At 64.3% G+C, this 17,763-nt stretch carries 18 protein-coding genes; 12 read left to right on the forward strand and 6 right to left on the reverse strand.

Going from position 1 to position 17,763, the window contains the following annotated elements; genetic code table 11:
* A partial coding sequence (locus ACK5L9_RS24230; protein WP_416914018.1) for an amino acid ABC transporter permease occupies positions 1-599 on the forward strand: 599 nt, incomplete at its 5' end.
* Positions 600-997: 398 nt separating this feature from the next.
* On the opposite strand, the gene ACK5L9_RS24235 is transcribed toward ACK5L9_RS24230, so the two are convergent.
* Genes ACK5L9_RS24235 through ACK5L9_RS24250 form a run of 4 tightly spaced genes read right to left on the reverse strand, consistent with a single transcriptional unit; the run spans position 998 to position 4,992 of the window.
* Positions 998-2,284, reverse strand: coding sequence for a TRAP transporter large permease (locus ACK5L9_RS24235; RefSeq protein WP_416914019.1), 1,287 nt, complete (start codon positions 2,282-2,284; stop codon positions 998-1,000).
* Positions 2,284-2,802, reverse strand: coding sequence for a TRAP transporter small permease (locus ACK5L9_RS24240; protein ID WP_416914020.1), 519 nt, complete (start codon positions 2,800-2,802; stop codon positions 2,284-2,286). Before ACK5L9_RS24240 ends, ACK5L9_RS24235 begins: the two co-directional genes overlap by 1 nt.
* A 4-nt stretch (positions 2,803-2,806) precedes the next feature.
* Positions 2,807-3,778 carry a TRAP transporter substrate-binding protein gene (locus ACK5L9_RS24245; protein WP_416914021.1) on the reverse strand — a complete coding sequence of 324 codons (972 nt, stop codon included), beginning with the start codon at positions 3,776-3,778 and terminating at the stop codon, positions 2,807-2,809.
* 56 nt (positions 3,779-3,834) lie between these two features.
* Positions 3,835-4,992 (reverse strand): pyridoxal phosphate-dependent aminotransferase, encoded by a 1,158-nt coding sequence (locus ACK5L9_RS24250; protein ID WP_416914023.1) that lies wholly within the window; start codon positions 4,990-4,992, stop codon positions 3,835-3,837.
* Between the two features lie 88 nt (positions 4,993-5,080).
* Between ACK5L9_RS24250 and ACK5L9_RS24255 the strand changes: the two genes are divergently transcribed.
* Positions 5,081-5,473, forward strand: coding sequence for a RidA family protein (locus ACK5L9_RS24255; protein ID WP_416914024.1), 393 nt, complete (start codon positions 5,081-5,083; stop codon positions 5,471-5,473).
* On the opposite strand, the gene ACK5L9_RS24260 is transcribed toward ACK5L9_RS24255, so the two are convergent.
* Complete coding sequence (locus tag ACK5L9_RS24260; protein WP_416914025.1) at positions 5,460-6,155, reverse strand: GntR family transcriptional regulator; 696 nt, start codon at positions 6,153-6,155, stop codon at positions 5,460-5,462. The genes ACK5L9_RS24255 and ACK5L9_RS24260 overlap by 14 nt on opposite strands.
* A 314-nt stretch (positions 6,156-6,469) precedes the next feature.
* On the opposite strand from ACK5L9_RS24260, the gene ACK5L9_RS24265 reads away from it, so the two are divergent.
* The 10 genes from ACK5L9_RS24265 to ACK5L9_RS24310 all read left to right on the forward strand — a co-directional run bounded on the left by ACK5L9_RS24265 (position 6,470) and on the right by ACK5L9_RS24310 (position 16,718).
* Positions 6,470-7,660, forward strand: coding sequence for an acyl-CoA dehydrogenase family protein (locus ACK5L9_RS24265; RefSeq protein ID WP_416914026.1), 1,191 nt, complete (start codon positions 6,470-6,472; stop codon positions 7,658-7,660).
* Positions 7,660-8,589, forward strand: coding sequence for a LysR substrate-binding domain-containing protein (locus tag ACK5L9_RS24270; protein ID WP_416914027.1), 930 nt, complete (start codon positions 7,660-7,662; stop codon positions 8,587-8,589). Before ACK5L9_RS24265 ends, ACK5L9_RS24270 begins: the two co-directional genes overlap by 1 nt.
* A 136-nt stretch (positions 8,590-8,725) precedes the next feature.
* Positions 8,726-11,011 carry a bifunctional salicylyl-CoA 5-hydroxylase/oxidoreductase gene (locus tag ACK5L9_RS24275; RefSeq protein ID WP_416914028.1) on the forward strand — a complete coding sequence of 762 codons (2,286 nt, stop codon included), beginning with the start codon at positions 8,726-8,728 and terminating at the stop codon, positions 11,009-11,011.
* A complete protein-coding gene (locus ACK5L9_RS24280) occupies positions 11,008-11,748 on the forward strand; it encodes an SDR family NAD(P)-dependent oxidoreductase (RefSeq protein WP_416914029.1) in 741 nt (246 codons plus the stop codon). Before ACK5L9_RS24275 ends, ACK5L9_RS24280 begins: the two co-directional genes overlap by 4 nt.
* 48 nt (positions 11,749-11,796) lie before the next feature.
* On the forward strand, positions 11,797-12,609 hold the full coding sequence (locus ACK5L9_RS24285) for an enoyl-CoA hydratase family protein (protein ID WP_416914030.1): 813 nt from the start codon (positions 11,797-11,799) through the stop codon (positions 12,607-12,609).
* 12 nt (positions 12,610-12,621) lie between these two features.
* Positions 12,622-13,782 carry an acyl-CoA dehydrogenase family protein gene (locus ACK5L9_RS24290; protein WP_416914031.1) on the forward strand — a complete coding sequence of 387 codons (1,161 nt, stop codon included), beginning with the start codon at positions 12,622-12,624 and terminating at the stop codon, positions 13,780-13,782.
* Positions 13,779-14,231, forward strand: a complete 453-nt coding sequence (locus ACK5L9_RS24295) for a cupin domain-containing protein (RefSeq protein WP_416914032.1) — start codon at positions 13,779-13,781, stop codon at positions 14,229-14,231. The genes ACK5L9_RS24290 and ACK5L9_RS24295 overlap by 4 nt, the downstream gene beginning before the upstream one ends.
* A gap of 7 nt (positions 14,232-14,238) precedes the next feature.
* Positions 14,239-14,658: an acyl-CoA thioesterase gene (locus ACK5L9_RS24300; protein ID WP_416914033.1), complete on the forward strand. Its 420-nt coding sequence runs from the start codon at positions 14,239-14,241 to the stop codon at positions 14,656-14,658.
* On the forward strand, positions 14,648-15,046 hold the full coding sequence (locus ACK5L9_RS24305; RefSeq protein WP_416914034.1) for a RidA family protein: 399 nt from the start codon (positions 14,648-14,650) through the stop codon (positions 15,044-15,046). The genes ACK5L9_RS24300 and ACK5L9_RS24305 overlap by 11 nt, the downstream gene beginning before the upstream one ends.
* A 31-nt stretch (positions 15,047-15,077) precedes the next feature.
* The gene (locus ACK5L9_RS24310) at positions 15,078-16,718 is read left to right on the forward strand and encodes an AMP-binding protein (RefSeq protein WP_416914035.1); all 1,641 of its coding nucleotides are present in this window, start codon (positions 15,078-15,080) and stop codon (positions 16,716-16,718) included.
* Positions 16,719-16,725: 7 nt separating this feature from the next.
* Here ACK5L9_RS24310 and ACK5L9_RS24315 read toward each other — a convergent pair whose 3' ends face one another.
* Positions 16,726-17,427: a hypothetical protein gene (locus tag ACK5L9_RS24315; protein WP_416914036.1), complete on the reverse strand. Its 702-nt coding sequence runs from the start codon at positions 17,425-17,427 to the stop codon at positions 16,726-16,728.
* Between the last annotated feature and the right edge of the window lie 336 nt (positions 17,428-17,763).

The following is a 17,763-nucleotide window of genomic DNA, read 5'->3' on the forward strand; positions in this document are numbered from 1 at the left end:
ATACCGTTCTGCTGGGGGGCGCGGCGATCGTTTTTGGCGGCTTTCTGGGCGTTCTGTTTTGCCTGCTGCGCCTTTACGGTCCGAAACCGCTGCGGCTGCTGGCGGTGTTGTATATCGACATGCTGCGCGCCATCCCGGTGCTGGTGGTGCTGATCCTTGTCTATTACGCGCTGCCCTTCGCCGGGATCGTCTTTTCGTCCTTTGTCGCGGCAACCATCGCCCTGTCGATGGTGCTGGGCGCATATACCGCCGAGGTCGTGCGCGCCGGGATCGAGGCGGTGCCAAAGGGCCAGTTCGAAGCTTGCGAGGCACTTGGCCTGCGCTTCGTCACCGCCATGCGCCTTGTGATCCTGCCTCAGGCGTTCCGGATGATGATCCCACCGCTGGCCTCTTATGCGGTGTCGATCATGAAGGACACCTCGCTGGCCTCGGTCGTGGCGATGAACGACATGCTGAAACAGGCAACCGACGCGCAGGCCCTGTTCGCCAGCCCGACGCCGCTGCTGCTGGCGGCGCTGATCTATGTCGCGCTGCTGTGGCCGATGGTGCGGCTGACGGGCAGGCTGGAACGGCGGTTCAGGCGGGGCGTGGCGCGATAGGTAGCGGCGCGGGATGTCGTGCCGGCTAGCGTCGCGTGATGTCACCGCCGGATGATTTGCGTCCCGCGATGGCCGGGGGCGTTGCACCCCCCGGCCCCCCCGCTTCCCGCAGCGGCAATCGGAACGCATGTTCCATGCGGTGCGGGGCGCGGCACGCCATCCCGGTCTGGCAAGGGCGGTGGCCGGGGGCAAAAAAGGCGGACGGCGCAGCAAAAACCGCGCTTCGCCGCAGGCTTTTGCAGGGGGTCCGGGGGGCGCACAGCCCCCCCCGGCCATCGCGGGACGCAAATCTGCGGCGGTGATGTCATGGGAAAGCGTCCGGCACTGTGCCCGGCGGGTGCCGACCAAACCTGCGGTCAGGCCGGGTCAGCGGCCTCAACCGGGTCATGCCCCCTTGGTCACATGCTGCCCGGCAACCACAGGATCAGGCCCGGAAAGGCGATCATCAGCAAGATCAGCACCACCAGAACCGCGAAATAGGGGGCGGCGGCACGGGTGATGCAGGCGATGGATTCGCCCGTGACGCCCTGCACGACGAACAGGTTGAAGCCGATGGGCGGGGTCAGTTGCGCCATCTCGATGGTGACAACCAGAAAGATTCCGAACCACAGCGGATCCCAGCCAGCCGCGACCACGGCGGGCAGGGTGACGGGAAGGGTCACGATGATCATCGACATTCCGTCCAGCACCGCGCCAAGGATCAGATAGACCACCAGAAAGGTCAGGATGATCGCGGTGGGCGACAGGTCGGCGGCGTTTACCAGCCCGACCACATGCGTCGGCACGCCCAGATAGTTGAAGGCGACGGACAGGAAGGCGCCTCCGCCGGTGATCAGGGCCAGCATGGCCGAGGTGCGGATCGTTGCCAGCCCGGCATCGCGCAGCGCCGCCAGCGACAGATCCCGCGTCAGCGCCGCGATCAGCAGCGCGCCCGCGACGCCGATGGCGGCGGCCTCGGTCGGGCTGGCAAAGCCGCTGTAAAGCGCGGTGATCAGCATCACGATCAGCGCTGTGACCGGCCCCAGCCTGCGGATGCTGTTCCGGCGGTCGCGGGTGGTGTAACGCTCGGCACCCGCCCGGTCTCCGCCGCGCAGCCGGACCAGCAGCATGGTCATCAGGCTGAAACCGCAGGCCAGCAACAGCCCCGGCACAATTCCCGCGATGAACAGTTTCAGGATCGAGACCTCGGCCAGAACGCCATAGATGATCATCGGCAGGCTGGGCGGGATCAGGAAACCGATAGTGCTGGCCCCGGCCAGCGATCCGATGGCGATCTGGCGGTCATAGCCGCGCTTGTCCAGTTCCGTCAGGGTGATGCGCCCCACCGTCGTCGCCGTCGCAGCCGAGGAACCGCTGACCGCCGCGAACAGGGTCGAGGCGATGATGTTGATATGCAGCAGGCGGCCCGGCAGCCAGCCTGTCCAGGGCGCAAGTCCGTTGAACATGTTTTCGGACATCCGGGTGCGGAACAGCAGTTCGGCCATCAGGATGAACAGCGGCAGGGCCAGAAGCTCGGTCGAGGACAGGGTGTTGAACAGGCTTTGCCCCAGCACCCTGTCCACGGGCATGTTGCGAAACAGCTCCAGCCCGGCGATGCCAGTGGCGATCATCGAAATGCCGATCCAGACACCGCCCGCCAGCAACAGGAAGAACAGGCCGACCAGCGAGGCGATGATGACGGACATCAGGCATCCTCCGGCATGCGGGCCGGGTCCAGCATCAGCAGCAGGAACCGGCCCAGAAAGCCAAGGCAGAACAGCGCCATACCCAACGCGACAGCGGCTTGTGGAATGGCCATCGGCATGGCCAGTTCCCAGGATTTCGTCCCCCGCGCCAGCGACGTCAGCGCCAGATTGGCCAGCGCCCGCGCCGCATAGGCGGTCACGGAAATCGCGATGACCAGAACCGCCGCCTCGGCCAGCCACAGCGCGCGGGGCGGCAGGGCCGAGGCCAGCAGCCGCACCCGCACATGCGTGTCCGCCAGCAGCGCGGGCGTCAGCGCCAGACAGAACATCGCCGCCATCATATAGGCGGCCAGTTCCCAGCTTCCGGCAAGCGAATGGCCCAGAAGGTTGCGCGACACCAACTCGGCGATCAGGGTCAGAAAGATCAACGCCAGCAGCGTGACGGACAGCCCCGCCGCCGCCGTGCCAAGCATCCCCATGCCGCGCGCGACGGCATGGGTCAGGGCCTTGCGGGTCATCGCGTCACTGGGCCAGATAGGCGTCAAGCACCTGCCGCGCGTCATCGCCCGCGCTGGCGGCGAAATCATCCCATTGCGATTTTGCCGCCTCTTCCAGCGCGGCGGAAAATTCGGGGCCCGGTTCGCTGACATTCATCCCCGCCCCGGCCAGTTCCTTCAGGCGGCTGGCATCCTCGGTTTCGGCGGCGGCACGAAATTCGGGTTGCAGACGCGCGGCCACGTCCAGAACGGCCTGCCTGTGTTCGGGCGGCAGGGCGTTCAGCGCGTCCAGATTGACGGCAACCACGGCGGTCGGGTTCAGATAGCTGATCGTGTTGATCGCGCCCATGAATTCCCAGAACTTGCCATCGACGCCGGATGTGGCCGAGGTGGCGATTCCGTCCAGCCCGCCCGATGCCAGCGCCACCAGCGCGTCCGACCACGGCATCAGCACCGCCGAGGCACCCAGTGCGTTGAAGAAATCGGTGCTGGATTTGTTGGCCGTGCGGATCTTTTGCGACTTCAGGTCATCGACCGTCGCGACCGGGTTTCTGGTATAAAGATGCGCGCCGGGCCAAAAGACGGAATAAAGGAACTGCTGGTTGTTTGCCTCGGCGATCCTGGCATAGACAGGCGCGGCCAGCGCATCCAGCCGCGCGGCATCGGCAAAGCCCCGCGTCAGGTAGGGCAGGCCCTGAATACCCAGAAAAGGCGCGTCGCCCACGGCCGTATCCAGATGGAAATGCGCGACCTGCACGATGCCGTCACGCAACGCCCCCATCACCTCGGGGCCTTTCAGCCCAAGGGAACCGCCGGCCATGACGTTGATCACCACCTCGCCATTGGTCGCGGCCTTGACCTCGTCGGCAAAGCGCATGGCGTTCTGCGTGTCGAAATTGCCCGCGGGAAAGTTGATATGCATGTCCCAGACGGTTTCCGCCCGAGCCAGTGTCGCTGAGATGAACAGCGCCGCGGTTGCAAGACGAAGGATCTTCATGTCGGTCCTCTCTGTTGGTGAAGAAGCCGCAACCGGTCTGTTCTTGTTATGCCCGGCTACAGCGCGTTGAAAAATCTTTGCATCCTGTCCATCGCAAGGGTCAGCCTCTCGTCGCTTTCCGAACCGAAGCAGACGCGCAGATGGCCTTCGCCTGCCGCGCCATAGAAGGCCCCGGATTCGACGACGACCCCTGCCTCGGCCATCAGGCGGTCGGCGGCCTGCTGGCTGGTCAGGCCGGTGCCCGAAATGTCGGGAAAGGCATAGATCGTGCCCTGAGCGCGCGGGCAGACGATGCCGGGCATCTGGTTCAGCCGCGCCACGACCAGATCCCGCTTGGCCTGATCGTCGGCGACCAGATCGCGCAGCACCTGCGCCGGACCGGTCAGCGCCGCGATGCCGCCATGCTGGATGAAGGTGTTCACATGTGTGACCTCGGTTGCGACGATCTTGGCCAGCGCGGGCAAAAGCGACGGCCCCGCCGTCAGATAACCCAGCCGCCAGCCATCCATCGCATAAGCCTTGGTAAAGGCATACATCGACACGGTCCGGTCGTGCATGCCGGGCAGGGACGCGATGCTGACATGCTGGCCCGCATCAAAGACGATATGGTCGTAAACCTCGTCCGCGATGACGAACAGATCGTGCCGCCGCGCCAGATCGGCCACGCCATCCAGTTCGTCGCGGCTGTAGACCCGGCCAGTGGGGTTGCAGGGATTGACCAGCACGATGGCCTTGGTCCGGGGTGTGATCGCGGCGGCGATGCGCCCTGCGTCCAGCCGAAAATCGCTGTCCAGCGGCACCGTGACGGGGGTGCCGCCCGCCATCTCGATCTTGCCCAGATGCTGCGGATAGAAGGGTTCGGGCAGGATCACCTCATCCCCGTGATCGACCAGCGCCATGAAGGCCGCAAAGGATGCCTGGGTCAGCCCGTTCGTGACCAGAACGTCGTCCGGACCGGCCTGAATCCCGTTGTAATCGCGCAGCTTTGCGGCAATGGCCATGCGAAATTCATGCAGGCCGGGCAGGTCGGAATAATGCACCTCGCCCCGCCGCAGCGCTGCCACCGTGGCATCGACGATATGCGCGGGCGTGTCGTGACAGGGCTTGCCCAGTTCCAGATGGATCAGGTCGTCGCCCTGAAACGCCGCCGCCTTCGCCACCATGCCATAGCTTTTCTTCGATGTATGGGTGATGCGGCGGGCAAGCTGGGGCATATGAGATCCGGATCGTGTGAGGGCTTGCATTTTCCTAGCAAATCTTTGATCAAATGCGCAAGACAATTTTGAACCCGAAGGAAACCCCATGCCCGCGCCCACCCGCACGACCATCTCATCCGGTTCCAAATTCGAGGATATGGCCGGCTACAGCCGCGCTGTCGTGGATGGCGATTTCATCTTCGTCTCGGGCACGGTCGGATACGATTTCGCCACCGGCCAAGTCCCGGACGGGATCGAGGCGCAAACCCGGCAGGCGCTGAGGAATATCGCATGGGCGCTGGAACAGGCGGGGGCAGGGCTGTCCGACATCGTTCGCCTCCGCGTCTTTCTGACCCGGCGCGAGGACATACTGCCCGCTTCCCGCATCCTTGGCGAAACCTTCAGCGACCCGCGCCCGACCAACACCACCGTTATCGTGACACTGGCCGAAGACCAGATGCTGATCGAGATCGAGGTGACGGCGCTCAGACGTCGGTAAGATCGTCCAGCACGCGGCGCAACTGGTCCTGCGTGCCGCGAATATCCGCCTCGATCCCTTGGGCGGCGGCGCTGGCATCGCCGCGCCCGATCGCCTCGACAATGGTCAAGTGACCCCGCGTATACTGATTGTGACCGCCCCCGGCCGGTGCGGCACGGTCCGACAAAAGCCGCATATAAGGGCCATAACGCAGCCACAGCGATTCGATCAGCGCGGGCAGCACATCCGAGCCAGAGGCGCGATAGATCGCAAAGTGGAAATCGCGGTTGCGCAGCAGCATTTCGTGGATGTCCGACTGATCGGCGGCGGCATGCGCCTGCGCCTGCTGCCGGATCGTGCGCAGCCCGTCATCGGTGATCGCCGCCACCGCACGTTCGGTCGCCCGCCGTTCCAGCATGACGCGGGCCTCGATGATGTCGTCCAGATGGGCGCGGTTCACCGCCGGAACCCGGACCGAACCGCTGGCCGCGACGCTTAGCGCACCCTCGGCGGTGAGGCGGCGCATGGCCTCGCGCACGGGCATGTGGCTGGTCTGGAACGCTTCGGACATGGCTCCGATGGTCAGCACCTGATCGGGATCGAACCGCCCGACCGTCAGCGCGTCGCGCAGCTTGAGGTAAACCATATCCCCGACCGTCCGCCGCGACGAGACCGGTTCGAGATAAGTCAGCTTGGCGGCCATCGGGGATCCCTGATTATTCGGGGGCCGGTCTAGCCGCTGAAACCGGGCAAGGCAATCTTGTCAGAGGTGTCATCCGTCCATGCGGTGCAGCCGGGGATCGTGGCGTGACGTCACCGCCGGATGTTTTTGCGTCCCGCGATGGCCGGGGGGGCTGTGCGCCCCCCGGACCCCCTGCAAAAGCCTGCGGCGGCGCAGCGGCACGGCGCGGCTGCGTCCTTTTCCATTCGCGTGATTAATGATTAATATTCTAATAATTAATTTGAATTATGAAACATCTTCGCCGAAAGTCACCCGACAGCAACGGAGCGCGACCCATGAACCAGCCTGCCAGCAAGATCAGCGTTACGGCGCCGGTGGATCATTCCCGCCTGACCGAGACCCCCGAATTTCTGCACATGTTGCAGGTCATCGCCGAACGCCGCGACGAATTCGAAACCCTGCGCCATATTCCGCGCGACATCGTCGGCCTGATGAAAAAGGCCCGGATCTTTCGTTCCGCCACGCCGACGCGGTTCGGCGGGGACGCCATGGCGCCGCATCATTTCCTGAAGATGGTGGACAGAATTGGAACGGTCGATGGCTCGGCCGCGTGGATTTCGGCCTTTGGATCGGCCAATACCTATACCGCCGCGCTGTCGGTCGAGGCGCAGGAGATCATGTATGCCGACGGGCCCGATCAGGTCTTTGCCGGCGGTCTGCATCCTGTGGCCGAGGCGGTGCGGGTCGAGGGCGGCTTTCGCGTGTCGGGGCGCTGGAAATTCGCCTCGGGCTGCATGGGCGCCGACTGGATCGGAGTCGGCATCGCGGGCCGCAAGCCGGGTGCCCCGGCGGATGCGGTGCCGGATGTCATGATGGCCGTCGCCCCCGCCCATGAGGTCGAAATCCTTGAGGTATGGGATGTCAGCGGCATGCAGGGCACCGGCAGTCACGACACCACCGTCACCGACAAGTTCTATCCCGACATGTGGATCTGCGAACGCGGCGCGCCGGGCATTTTCGACGATCCGCTGTATCGTTATCCGTCAATGGCCTATCAGGCGCAGGTTCATGCCGCCTGCAATCTGGGGCTGGCCCGCGCCGCAATCGAGCAGGCGAAATCGGTTTCGGGCGCGGCCAAGATCGCGGTCGGGCATTCGCGGCTGTGCGACCGCGGCTATTACCTGACCGGGATTGCGAAATCCGAAGCGCGGCTGCGCGCTGCCCGCGCCTTTTTCTATGAAGCGGCAGAGCAGGCGTGGGATTCGCTGCTGGCGGGCGATCCGGTGTCGCAGGACCAGAACAACATGCTGCGCCTCAGTGCCACGCTGGCAGCGCAGGAAGGCGCGGGCATCGTGCAGGAATGTTACCGCATCGCCGGGATGGGCGTGATCCAGAAGGGCAATCCCATGCAGCGCCACCTGCGCGACGCGATGGTCACGACCCAGCATGCGGCCATCGCCGACACGATCTGGGATGGCGGCGGCAGGATCCTGTGCGGGCTGGAGGCGCCGGCCGGCTATCCCTGATGGATCTGAATGCGTTACGGCGCTTTGATCTGAATCTGGTCAAGGTGTTTCTGGCGATCTGGGAGGCGCGGTCGCTGACCGGCGCGGGCATCAGCCTTGGCCTGACACAGCCCGCCATCAGCCACGGGCTGAAACGTCTGCGCGAAACCTTTGACGACCCGCTTTTCGTCCGTGTCGGGCACCGGATGGAACCGACCGAGACCGCCACCGCGCTGCACGCCTCGTTCCACGAGGCGCTGCGGCTGCTGGGTGGCTCGGTCCGGACGGCGAACAGCTTTGACCCGGCGGGAACCGGGCGGGTGTTCCGCGTCGCCATGACCGATACCGGCGAATTCGTGATCCTGCCCCGGCTGCTGGCCGCGATGGAGCGCGAGGCACCGCAGGCCGCGCTGCATACGGTGCGCGCCGACCCCGCCGAGGTCGAGGCCGCGCTGCGATCCGGGCAGGTGGACATGGCCATCGGCTATCAGCCGCAACTGGAAAACGGTGCCTGCCGGGGTACGGTTCTGCTGACCGACCGGCTGGTCTGTCTGCTGCGTGCGGGCCATCCGGCGCTGGCCCGAGACTGGAGCCGCGAGGCCTTTGGCCGGTTGTCCTTTCTGGATGTAGGCCGCGCCGCCACCGGCCACCGCATGGCCCGCGACCTGCTGGAACAGCAGGGCGTGCCCTATCCGATCAAGGCGCGGCTGGAACATTTCACCGTCCTGCCCGAAATCGTCCGCCGCACCGATTACGCAGCGATCTTTCCCCGTTCCGTCTTTGAGCTGATGCAGGGCCGCGACGGGCTGGCCATCCGCGATCTGCCTTTCCCGATCCCGTCCTACGAGGTGAAGATCTGGGTTCACGGTCAATTCGCCTCGGATCCCGGCATCGGCTGGCTGGGGGCGCTGGTCGGGCGGGCGATGGAAAGACCGGACGTGCAAGGTTGACAAGTCGCATGCCCCGGTTCAGCAATCGGGGCGGGGGTTTGTCACGAAAATAATTTTGAACATGAAATTTTTGACCTTGAATAATCTGCCATCTGTGCCAGTCTCGGCGAAAGGTTGAGAATCAGAGGAGTCGATCATGAAGATCCTGTGCCTGGGTGGCGGTCCGGCGGGCCTCTATTTCGCCATTTCGATGAAACTGCGCGATCCGTCCCATGACGTCACGGTGCTGGAACGGAACAAGGCGAACGACACCTTTGGCTGGGGCGTCGTGCTGTCGGATGACGCGCTTGAGCGGATGCAGAAGAACGACCCCGAATCGACCGACGCGATCCGCAGCCATTTCGCCTATTGGGACGATATTGCCGTGGTCCATGACGGCCATCGCGAGGTTTCGGGCGGGCATGGTTTCGCGGGGATCGGGCGCAAGCAGATGCTGATCCTGTTGCAGGCGCGCGCACGCGAACTGGGCGTGAACCTGCAATTCGAAACCGAGTTCAGGTCGGCCGAGGAATACCGCAAGGATTACGATCTGGTGGTCGGGACCGACGGCATCAACTCGCTGGTGCGCAAGGAATACGAGGGCGATTTCAAGCCTGACATCGACGTGCGCAAATGCAAGTTCATCTGGCTGGGCACGCATCAGAAATTCAACGACGCATTCACCTTCATTTTCGAAAAGACCGAACATGGCTGGATGTGGGCGCATGTCTATCAGTTCGACGACGAAACGGCGACCTTCATCGTCGAGACCCTGCCCGAGACATGGGACAAATGGGGTTTCGAAACGATGTCCAAAGAGGAAATCGTCGAGACCTGCCGCAAGATCTTTGAGCGGCATCTGGACGGCAACGACCTGATGTCGAACGCGGCGCATCTGCGCGGTTCCGCAGTGTGGATGCAGTTCCCGCGGGTGATTTGCGAAAAATGGTATCACGAGAACGTGGTGCTGATCGGCGATTCGGCGGCGACGGGGCATTTCTCGATCGGGTCCGGCTCGCGGCTGGCCTTTGACAGCGCGATCGCCCTGGCCGATTACCTGCATTCCGAGCCGACCTTGGAACAGGCTTTCATCCGCTATCAGGAAGAGCGCCGGCTGGAGGTGCTGCGCCTGCAATCGGCAGCGCGCAACAGTCTGGAGTGGTTCGAAGAGGTCGAACGCTATCTGGACATGCCGCCGGTCCGTTTCGCCTATTCGCTGCTGACCCGCAGCCAGCGGATCAGCCATGAAAACCTGCGCCTGCGCGACAAGGCCTGGCTGGAACAGGCCGAGGCCTGGTTCATGCGGCAAGAGGGCGGGCAGGTTGGCCGCCGCCCGATGTTTGCCCCCTTCAAGCTGCGCGGGATGGAGCTGAAGAACCGCATCGTCATGTCACCCATGGCGCAATACAAGGCGGTGGATGGCTGCCCGACCGACTGGCATTTCATGCATTACACCTCGCGTGCGGTGGGCGGCGCGGCGCTGATCTATACCGAAATGACCTGCGTATCGCCCGAGGGGCGGATCACGCCGGGCTGTCCGGGGCTGTACTCGCCCGAACATGAAACCGCGTGGAAACGCATCGCCGATTTCATTCACACCGAAACCACGGCGAAATTCTGCATGCAGATCGGGCATTCGGGGCGCAAGGGCTCGACCTGCGTGCCGTGGGATGGCGGGATCGATGCGCCGCTGAAGGCAGGCGCATGGCCGGTGCTGGCGCCCTCGGCGCTGCGCTACAAACCCGACAATGACGTACCGCGCGAAATGACCCGCGCCGATATGGACATGGTGCGCGATCAGTTCGTCGCGGCGACCGAAATGGCCGCGCGGTCCGGTGCCGACATGGTCGAGATGCACGCCGCCCATGGCTATCTTCTGGGCGGGTTCGTCTCCCCCGTGACCAACCGGCGGACCGACGATTATGGCGGCAGTCTGGAAAACCGCCTGCGCTATCCGCTGGAGGTGTTGCGCGCGATGCGTGCCGTATGGCCCGAGGACAGGCCGCTGTCGGTCCGCATCTCGGCCCATGACTGGATCGAGGGCGGTGTCACCCCGGACGAGGCCGTGCTGATTGCCCGCGCCTTCCACGAGGCGGGGGCCGACATCATCGACGTTTCATCCGGGCAGACCGACCCGGCGGAAAAGCCGGTCTATGGCCGGATGTTCCAGACGCCGTTCAGCGACCGGATCCGAAACGAGGCGCATATCCCGACGATGACGGTCGGCAATATCAGCGATTTCGATCAGGTGAACGGCATCCTGATGGCGGGCCGGGCCGATCTGGTCTGTCTGGCGCGCCAGCATCTGGCCGATCCCTTCTGGACGCTGCATGCCGCCGTTGAACAGGGCGACACGGCCAGCGAATGGCCCGCGCCCTATACCGGCGGGCGCGACCTGCTGTTCCGTCTGCGCGAACGCCAGCAAGAGGCGATCCGGGTATGACCCTGACAGGCAGGCAGGTTCTTGTCACCGGCGGCGGCACCGGCGTCGGTGCCGATCTGGCCCGCGCCTTTGCGGCGCAGGGCGCGCGGATCGTGGTCGCCGGGCGCCGGCTGGAACCCTTGCTGCGCGTGGCGGGCGATCTGCCCGACGCGCGGGCGGTTCAGGCCGATGTGACCGATGAGGCCAGCATCCGCGCGATGTTCACCGAGGCCGGTCCTTGCGATGTGGTGATCGCGAATGCGGGGGCATCTGACAGCGCGCCCTTTGGCAAGGTCGGGCTGGACCACTGGAACCGCATGATCGCAGCGAACCTGACCGGCACTTTCCTGACCTTCCGCGAGGGGCTGGCGCAGATGACCGGCTGGGGGCGGTTGATCGCGGTGGCCTCGACCGCCGGGCTGAAGGGCTATCGCTATGTCGCGCCCTATGCGGCGGCCAAGCATGGCGTGATCGGCATGGTCCGCAGCCTTGCGCTGGAGGTCGCGAAAAAACCCGTGACGGTCAATGCGCTGTGCCCCGGCTTTCTGGATACCGAAATGACCGAAAGATCCATCGCCAATATCATCGGCAAGACCGGCGCAAGCCACGATCAGGCGCTGGCAGCGCTGACGCAGAGCAATCCGCAGGGCCGTCTGGTGCAACCGGCCGAGGTCAGTGCCGCTGCGCTGTGGTTGTGCGGCGCGGGATCGGATGCGATCAACGGACAGGCCATCGCCATCGCCGGGGGCGAGGTCTGACAGAACCGGCGGTACAGTGATTTATCTGATACGAAAGGCGCGAATGACATGACCCAGATGGCCGCGATCCAACCCAAGCATTTCCTGTGGCAGGTGAACGAGCGTGTGGCGACGATCCGTCTGGACCGCCCCGACCGCAAGAACCCCCTGACCTTCGACAGCTATGCCGAGCTGCGCGACACATTCCGCGCGCTGACCTATGCCGATGATATCGACGTGGTGGTCTTTGCCTCGAATGGCGGGAATTTCTGTTCGGGCGGGGATGTGCATGACATCATCGGCCCGCTGGTCGGCATGGATATGAAGGGCCTGCTGGCCTTTACGCGCATGACCGGCGATCTGGTCAAGGCGATGATTGGCTGCGGCAAGCCTGTGATTGCGGCGGTGGATGGCATCTGCGTCGGCGCGGGGGCGATTGTCGCCATGGCCTCGGATCTGCGGCTGGCGACGCCGGATGCGAAATGCGCCTTCCTGTTCACGCGCGTGGGCCTTGCGGGTTGCGACATGGGCGCCTGCGCCATGCTGCCGCGCATCATCGGTCAGGGCCGTGCCGCGGAACTGCTGTATACCGGCCGCGTCATGAACGCAGACGAGGGCGCGGCCTGGGGGTTCTGGAACGCCATCCACGCCCCCGATGCTCTGGACGCCGAGGCCGCCAGGCTGGCCGCGCGCATCGCGGCGGGGCCGACCTTTGCGCATGGCATCACCAAGACCCAGCTTAACCAGGAATGGAACATGGGGCTGGAACAGGCCATCGAGGCCGAGGCGCAGGCGCAGGCGATCTGCATGCAGACCCGCGATTTCGAACGCGCCTATCATGCCTTTGTCGGTAAGGAAAAACCTGTGTTTCAAGGCGATTGAGGGAAAGCCGGGATGAGCGATCAAACCTTTCTGAACTGGCCCTTTTTCGAGGACCGCCACCGCGAACTGTCCGCCGCGCTGGAGGATTGGTGCGCGGCGAACCTGCCGGTCGATCACGGCGATGTGGACGCCGCCTGCCGGGGGCTGGTCGCGGGGCTGGGCAAGGCCGGGTTCCTGCGCCATTCGGGTGCCGATACCGGCGAGGCGCTGGATGTGCGCAGCCTGTGCCTGATCCGCGAGACGCTGGCCCGCCACGACGCGCTGGCCGATTTCGCCTTTGCCATGCAGGGGCTGGGGATGGGCGCAATCAGCCTGTTCGGCACGCCGGAACAGCGCGAATGGCTGACCCGGACGCGCGCGGGCACGGCGATTTCGGCCTTTGCACTGACCGAGCCAGGTTCGGGCTCGGACGTGGCCAACACGGCGACCACGGCGGAAAAGGTGGATGGCGGATACCGGCTGACGGGCGCGAAAACCTATATCTCGAACGGCGGCATCGCCGATCTGTATGTGGTCTTTGCCCGCACCGGCGAGGCCGCAGGCGCGCGCGGGCTGTCGGCCTTTCTGATGCCCGCCGCGACCGACGGCCTGTCCATCGCCGAACGGATCGAGGTGATTGCCCCCCATCCCCTTGCCACGCTGCGGATGGAGGGCGCGTTTCTGCCCGACAGCGCGCTGATTGGCGCGCCGGGGCAGGGGTTCAAGCTGGCCATGTCGGTGCTGGACGTGTTCCGTTCCACCGTGGGCGCGGCGGCTTTGGGCATGGCGCGGCGTGCGCTGGACGAGGCGCTGACCCGCACCGCGAACCGCAAGGTGCAGGGCGCGCCGTTGGCATCCCTGCAGATGGTGCAGGGGCATCTGGCTGACATGGCGCTAAAGATCGACGCCGCCGCGCTGCTGGTCTATCGCGCCGCCTGGACCAAGGATCAGGGCGCCCCCCGTGTCAGCCGCGAGGCTGCGATGGCCAAGCTTTACGCCACCGAGGCCGCGCAAGAGGTGATTGACATGGCCGTGCAACTGCATGGCGGCGACGGCGTGCGCCATGGCGTGCCGGTCGAAAGCCTGTATCGCGACATCCGCGCGCTGCGCATCTATGAGGGGGCCAGCGACGTGCAGCGTCTGGTCATCGCGCGCAGCGTTCTGGACACCATCGGAAACCGGGAAAAGCCATGACACGTAAACTGGAAGGCGGGATCACCCGCAACGGCGAGGCCTATCACGGGCGCATGCTGAACATTCTGGGGCAGCGTTATTTCCCCAAAGCCAGCAGCGACGACACCTATGCGTTCGAGACGAACAGCGAACCCGGCCAGCATGTGCCGGTCCATATCCACCCCACGCAGGACGAGTTCATCCTTGTGCAGGAAGGCCAGCTTGAGCTGAAACTTGACGGCAAATGGATGACGGCACGGGCCGGCGATCTGGTGCGCATGCCGCGCGGCGTGCCGCATGGCTATTTCAACAAATCCGAAAAACCGGCGCGGGCGATGTTCTGGGTCTCGCCCGCAGGCAAGCTTGAGGCGCTGTTCGAGGCCCTGCACGAGATGACCGATGTGGCGGAAATCGTCGCGGTGTCGGCAAGGCACGATGTCGATTTCCTGCCGCCCGAGGCAAATGACTGAGGCCGCGATGTTGTATCACCGCAAGGTTCAGGTCGAGTTCAATCACTGCGATCCGGCGGGGATCGTCTTTTATCCTCGCTATTTCGAGATGACGAATTCCGTCGTCGAGAATTTCTTTGCCGAAGCGATGGGCTATCCCTTCCGGCGGATGCATCTGGAAGAAAGCACCGGCGTGCCGACCGTCCGTATCGAGGCGGAATTTCAGGCCCCCTCGCGTCTGGGCGACATTCTGGATTTCACGCTGCGGATCGATCGCATCGGCACCTCCAGCGCGGCGCTGCTGCTGCGCGCCGAGGGTGACGGCCAGCAGCGGTTGCAGGTGGTGCTGACCATCGTCTGGGTCGGGCCGGGCGGCAAGGCCCTGCCATGGCCGCAGGAAATCCGCGAGAAAATGACCGCATTCAAGGAGCAAAGCGATGGTTCATGAGATCCTGCACCCCCGGAACTGGAAGGCGACGCCGGGTTATTCGAACGGCATCGCCGCATCGGGACGGATGGTGTTCACCGGCGGAATCATCGGCTGGAACGACCAGCAGGAATTCGAGACCGACGATTTCGCGGAACAGGTCGAGACGGCGCTGAAATCCATCGTCGCGATTCTGGCCGAGGCGGGGGCGCGGCCCGAGCATCTGGTCCGGCTGACATGGTATGTGACGGACAAGCACGAATATCTTGCCGCGCTGAAACAGGTTGGCCGCGCCTATCGCAATGCCATCGGCAGCACCTATCCGGCAATGGCGCTGGTTCAGGTCGCAGCCTTGGTCGAGGATCGCGCCAAGGTGGAAATCGAGGCCACGGCAGTGATACCGGAATAAGGCGAAAAAGCCGCATCGACAGGGGGTAAGAATGACGACAAATCAACCACTGGGACCGTCGGCACATGTCGATACCTTCACGCGCGACAACCTGCCGCCGCCCGACCTGTGGCCGGAACTGAAGCTGGGCAGTTTCTCCTACCCCGAATATCTGAACGCGGCGGTGGAACTGACCGACCGCATGGTCGAAAGGGGCTTTGGCGACCGGCCTGCGCTGATCGGCAACGGCCGGATGCGTACCTACAAGGAACTGTCCGACTGGACCAACCGCATCGCCAACGCGCTTGTGCAGGTCTATGGGGTCAAGCCCGGCAACCGGGTGATGATCCGTTCGGCAAACAATCCGGCGATGGTGGCCTGCTGGCTGGCGGCAACCAAGGCGGGGGCGGTGGTCGTCAACACCATGCCGATGCTGCGCGCGGGCGAGCTGGCCAAGATCGTGGACAAGGCGCAGATCAGCCACGCGCTTTGCGACACCCGGCTGATGGACGAGCTGGCGCTGGTCGCAGGCGACAGCCGTCATCTGGATACGGTGGTCGGTTTCGACGGGACCGCGAACCACGACGCCGAACTGGACCGCGACGCGCTGACCCAGCCGGTGCAGTTCGACGCCGTGCGGACCGGGCGCGACGATGTGGCATTGCTGGGCTTCACCTCGGGCACCACGGGCGAGCCCAAGGCGACGATGCATTTCCACCGCGACCTGCTGATCATCGCCGACGCCTATGCCAAAGAGGTTCTGAACGTGCAGCCCGATGACATCTTTGTCGGATCGCCGCCTCTGGCCTTTACCTTCGGACTGGGCGGGCTGGCGATCTTTCCGCTGCGCTTCGGGGCCTCGGCCGCGCTGCTGGAAAACGCCTCACCGCCAAACATGGTCGAGATCATCCAGAAACACCGCGCCACGATCTGTTTCACCGCGCCGACCGCCTATCGCGTGATGATCGCCGCGATGGAAGAGGGCGCGGATCTGTCCAGCCTGCGCGTGGCGGTGTCGGCGGGCGAAACGCTGCCCGGGCCGGTCTATGACGACTGGATGGCCCGGACGGGCAAGCCGATGCTGGACGGAATCGGCGCGACCGAGATGCTGCATATCTTTATCAGCAACCGCTTCGGCGACAGCCGCCCCTCGTGCACGGGGCGCCCGCTCACCGGGTACGAGGCAAAGATCGTCGGCCCGGATGGTCAGGAACTGCCGCGCGGCGAAAGCGGGCGTCTGGCGGTGCGCGGGCCGGTGGGCTGCCGCTATATGTCCGACCCGGACAAGCAGCGCGCCTATGTGCTGGACGGCTGGAACCTGACAGGAGACACGTTCACGCAGGACGAGGACGGCTATTTCCACTTTGCCGCCCGCACCGACGGGATCATCCTGTCCGCCGGCTATAACATCGCCGGCCCCGAGGTCGAGGCCGCGCTGTTATCCTATCCCGATGTGCTGGAATGCGCGGTGGTCGGCGCGCCCGACCCCGAGCGCGGTCAGATCGTCGAGGCGCATGTCGTCCTGCGCGACGGTGCCGAAGCCAATGCCAGCACCGTCAAACTGTTGCAAAATCACGTCAAATCGGTGATCGCACCGTTCAAATACCCCCGCCGGGTGGTCTTTACCGACGCCCTGCCGAAAACTGAAAGCGGCAAGATCCAGCGCTTTCGCCTGTTGCAGGACCGCGATTGACCCGCGCCTAGCTGCGGCGAAGCAACCCCATGGTGCCAAGCCCGCCAAGCAACAGCAGCAGCCCGGCAGGCAGCGGGATCGTCGCGGGGGCAATCGGGTCCATGCTTATATCGACGTTGAATTGACCGGTGTTATTATACCATCCATAACTATCCATTGTCCCCAGATAAAGACGGCTTGCCCCCGCAGGGGCTACGATCTGCTGAACCGTTCCGTCATCGGCAGCCCCGTCGCCGATGAAGAAAATCTGCTTCAGCAGCGGTGACAGGGTCAGATAATTCCGACTGCCGGGCGGGCTGAAATTCAGCGCCGCAGGCGCGGCTGTCGTTGTCGGCAACATATCGTCCAGGAAAACGCCCAGCAGCGACACCCTGGGCATGGTAACAGCCGAAAACCCGTTCTCTTCCCCTCTCTGATGGCCAATCGGCGACCCGCCGTCAGGATCGGGGCCCAGCCCGAGACCCAACGAAACCTGCCCGGTCGCCGCAAAGGTCAGGGTTACGCCGCCCATTATGCCAAGGCCGGAAACCAGAACCGGAGATTGCCCCGGCGCGGAATCCCCGGTGAGGGCGGTGGTGCCGTCAGGCAATCCGGCGAGATAGGGGTTTGCAGATCCCGGAACCACGACCGATACGGTCGATGCGGCAGCCGGTAACGCAAGGGCTCCGGCCATGACAGCGCAGGCCAAAGCCATTATATTATTACGCATATTCTCCCCCCAATTGATGTTTTGTAAATTCTTTATTTACGTACTAAATATTACAGTATGAGAAATGAATTCTCAAGCAGATCATTATACCCGGAGTCCCTGAAGATCCGAGATTTGATGGGTTGACGCCGATATGTGCGCCGATTCATGTAAGGTCATGATCCGGTCTGGTTTTCTCCCCCCTTCAGAGCGTCACGAGCTTGAGGCTTGCGTGCGTAGTCAGCGCGAGGATCATGGCGTTGCGCGTCGTGCCAATGCGATCCTGTTGCTGGATGACGGGAAGTCGTGCCAGGCCATTGCCGAGTTTCTCTACCTCGACGACGACACCATTCGCGG

This window comes from Paracoccus sp. (in: a-proteobacteria), assembly GCF_047973135.1.
Classification (GTDB): domain Bacteria; phylum Pseudomonadota; class Alphaproteobacteria; order Rhodobacterales; family Rhodobacteraceae; genus Paracoccus.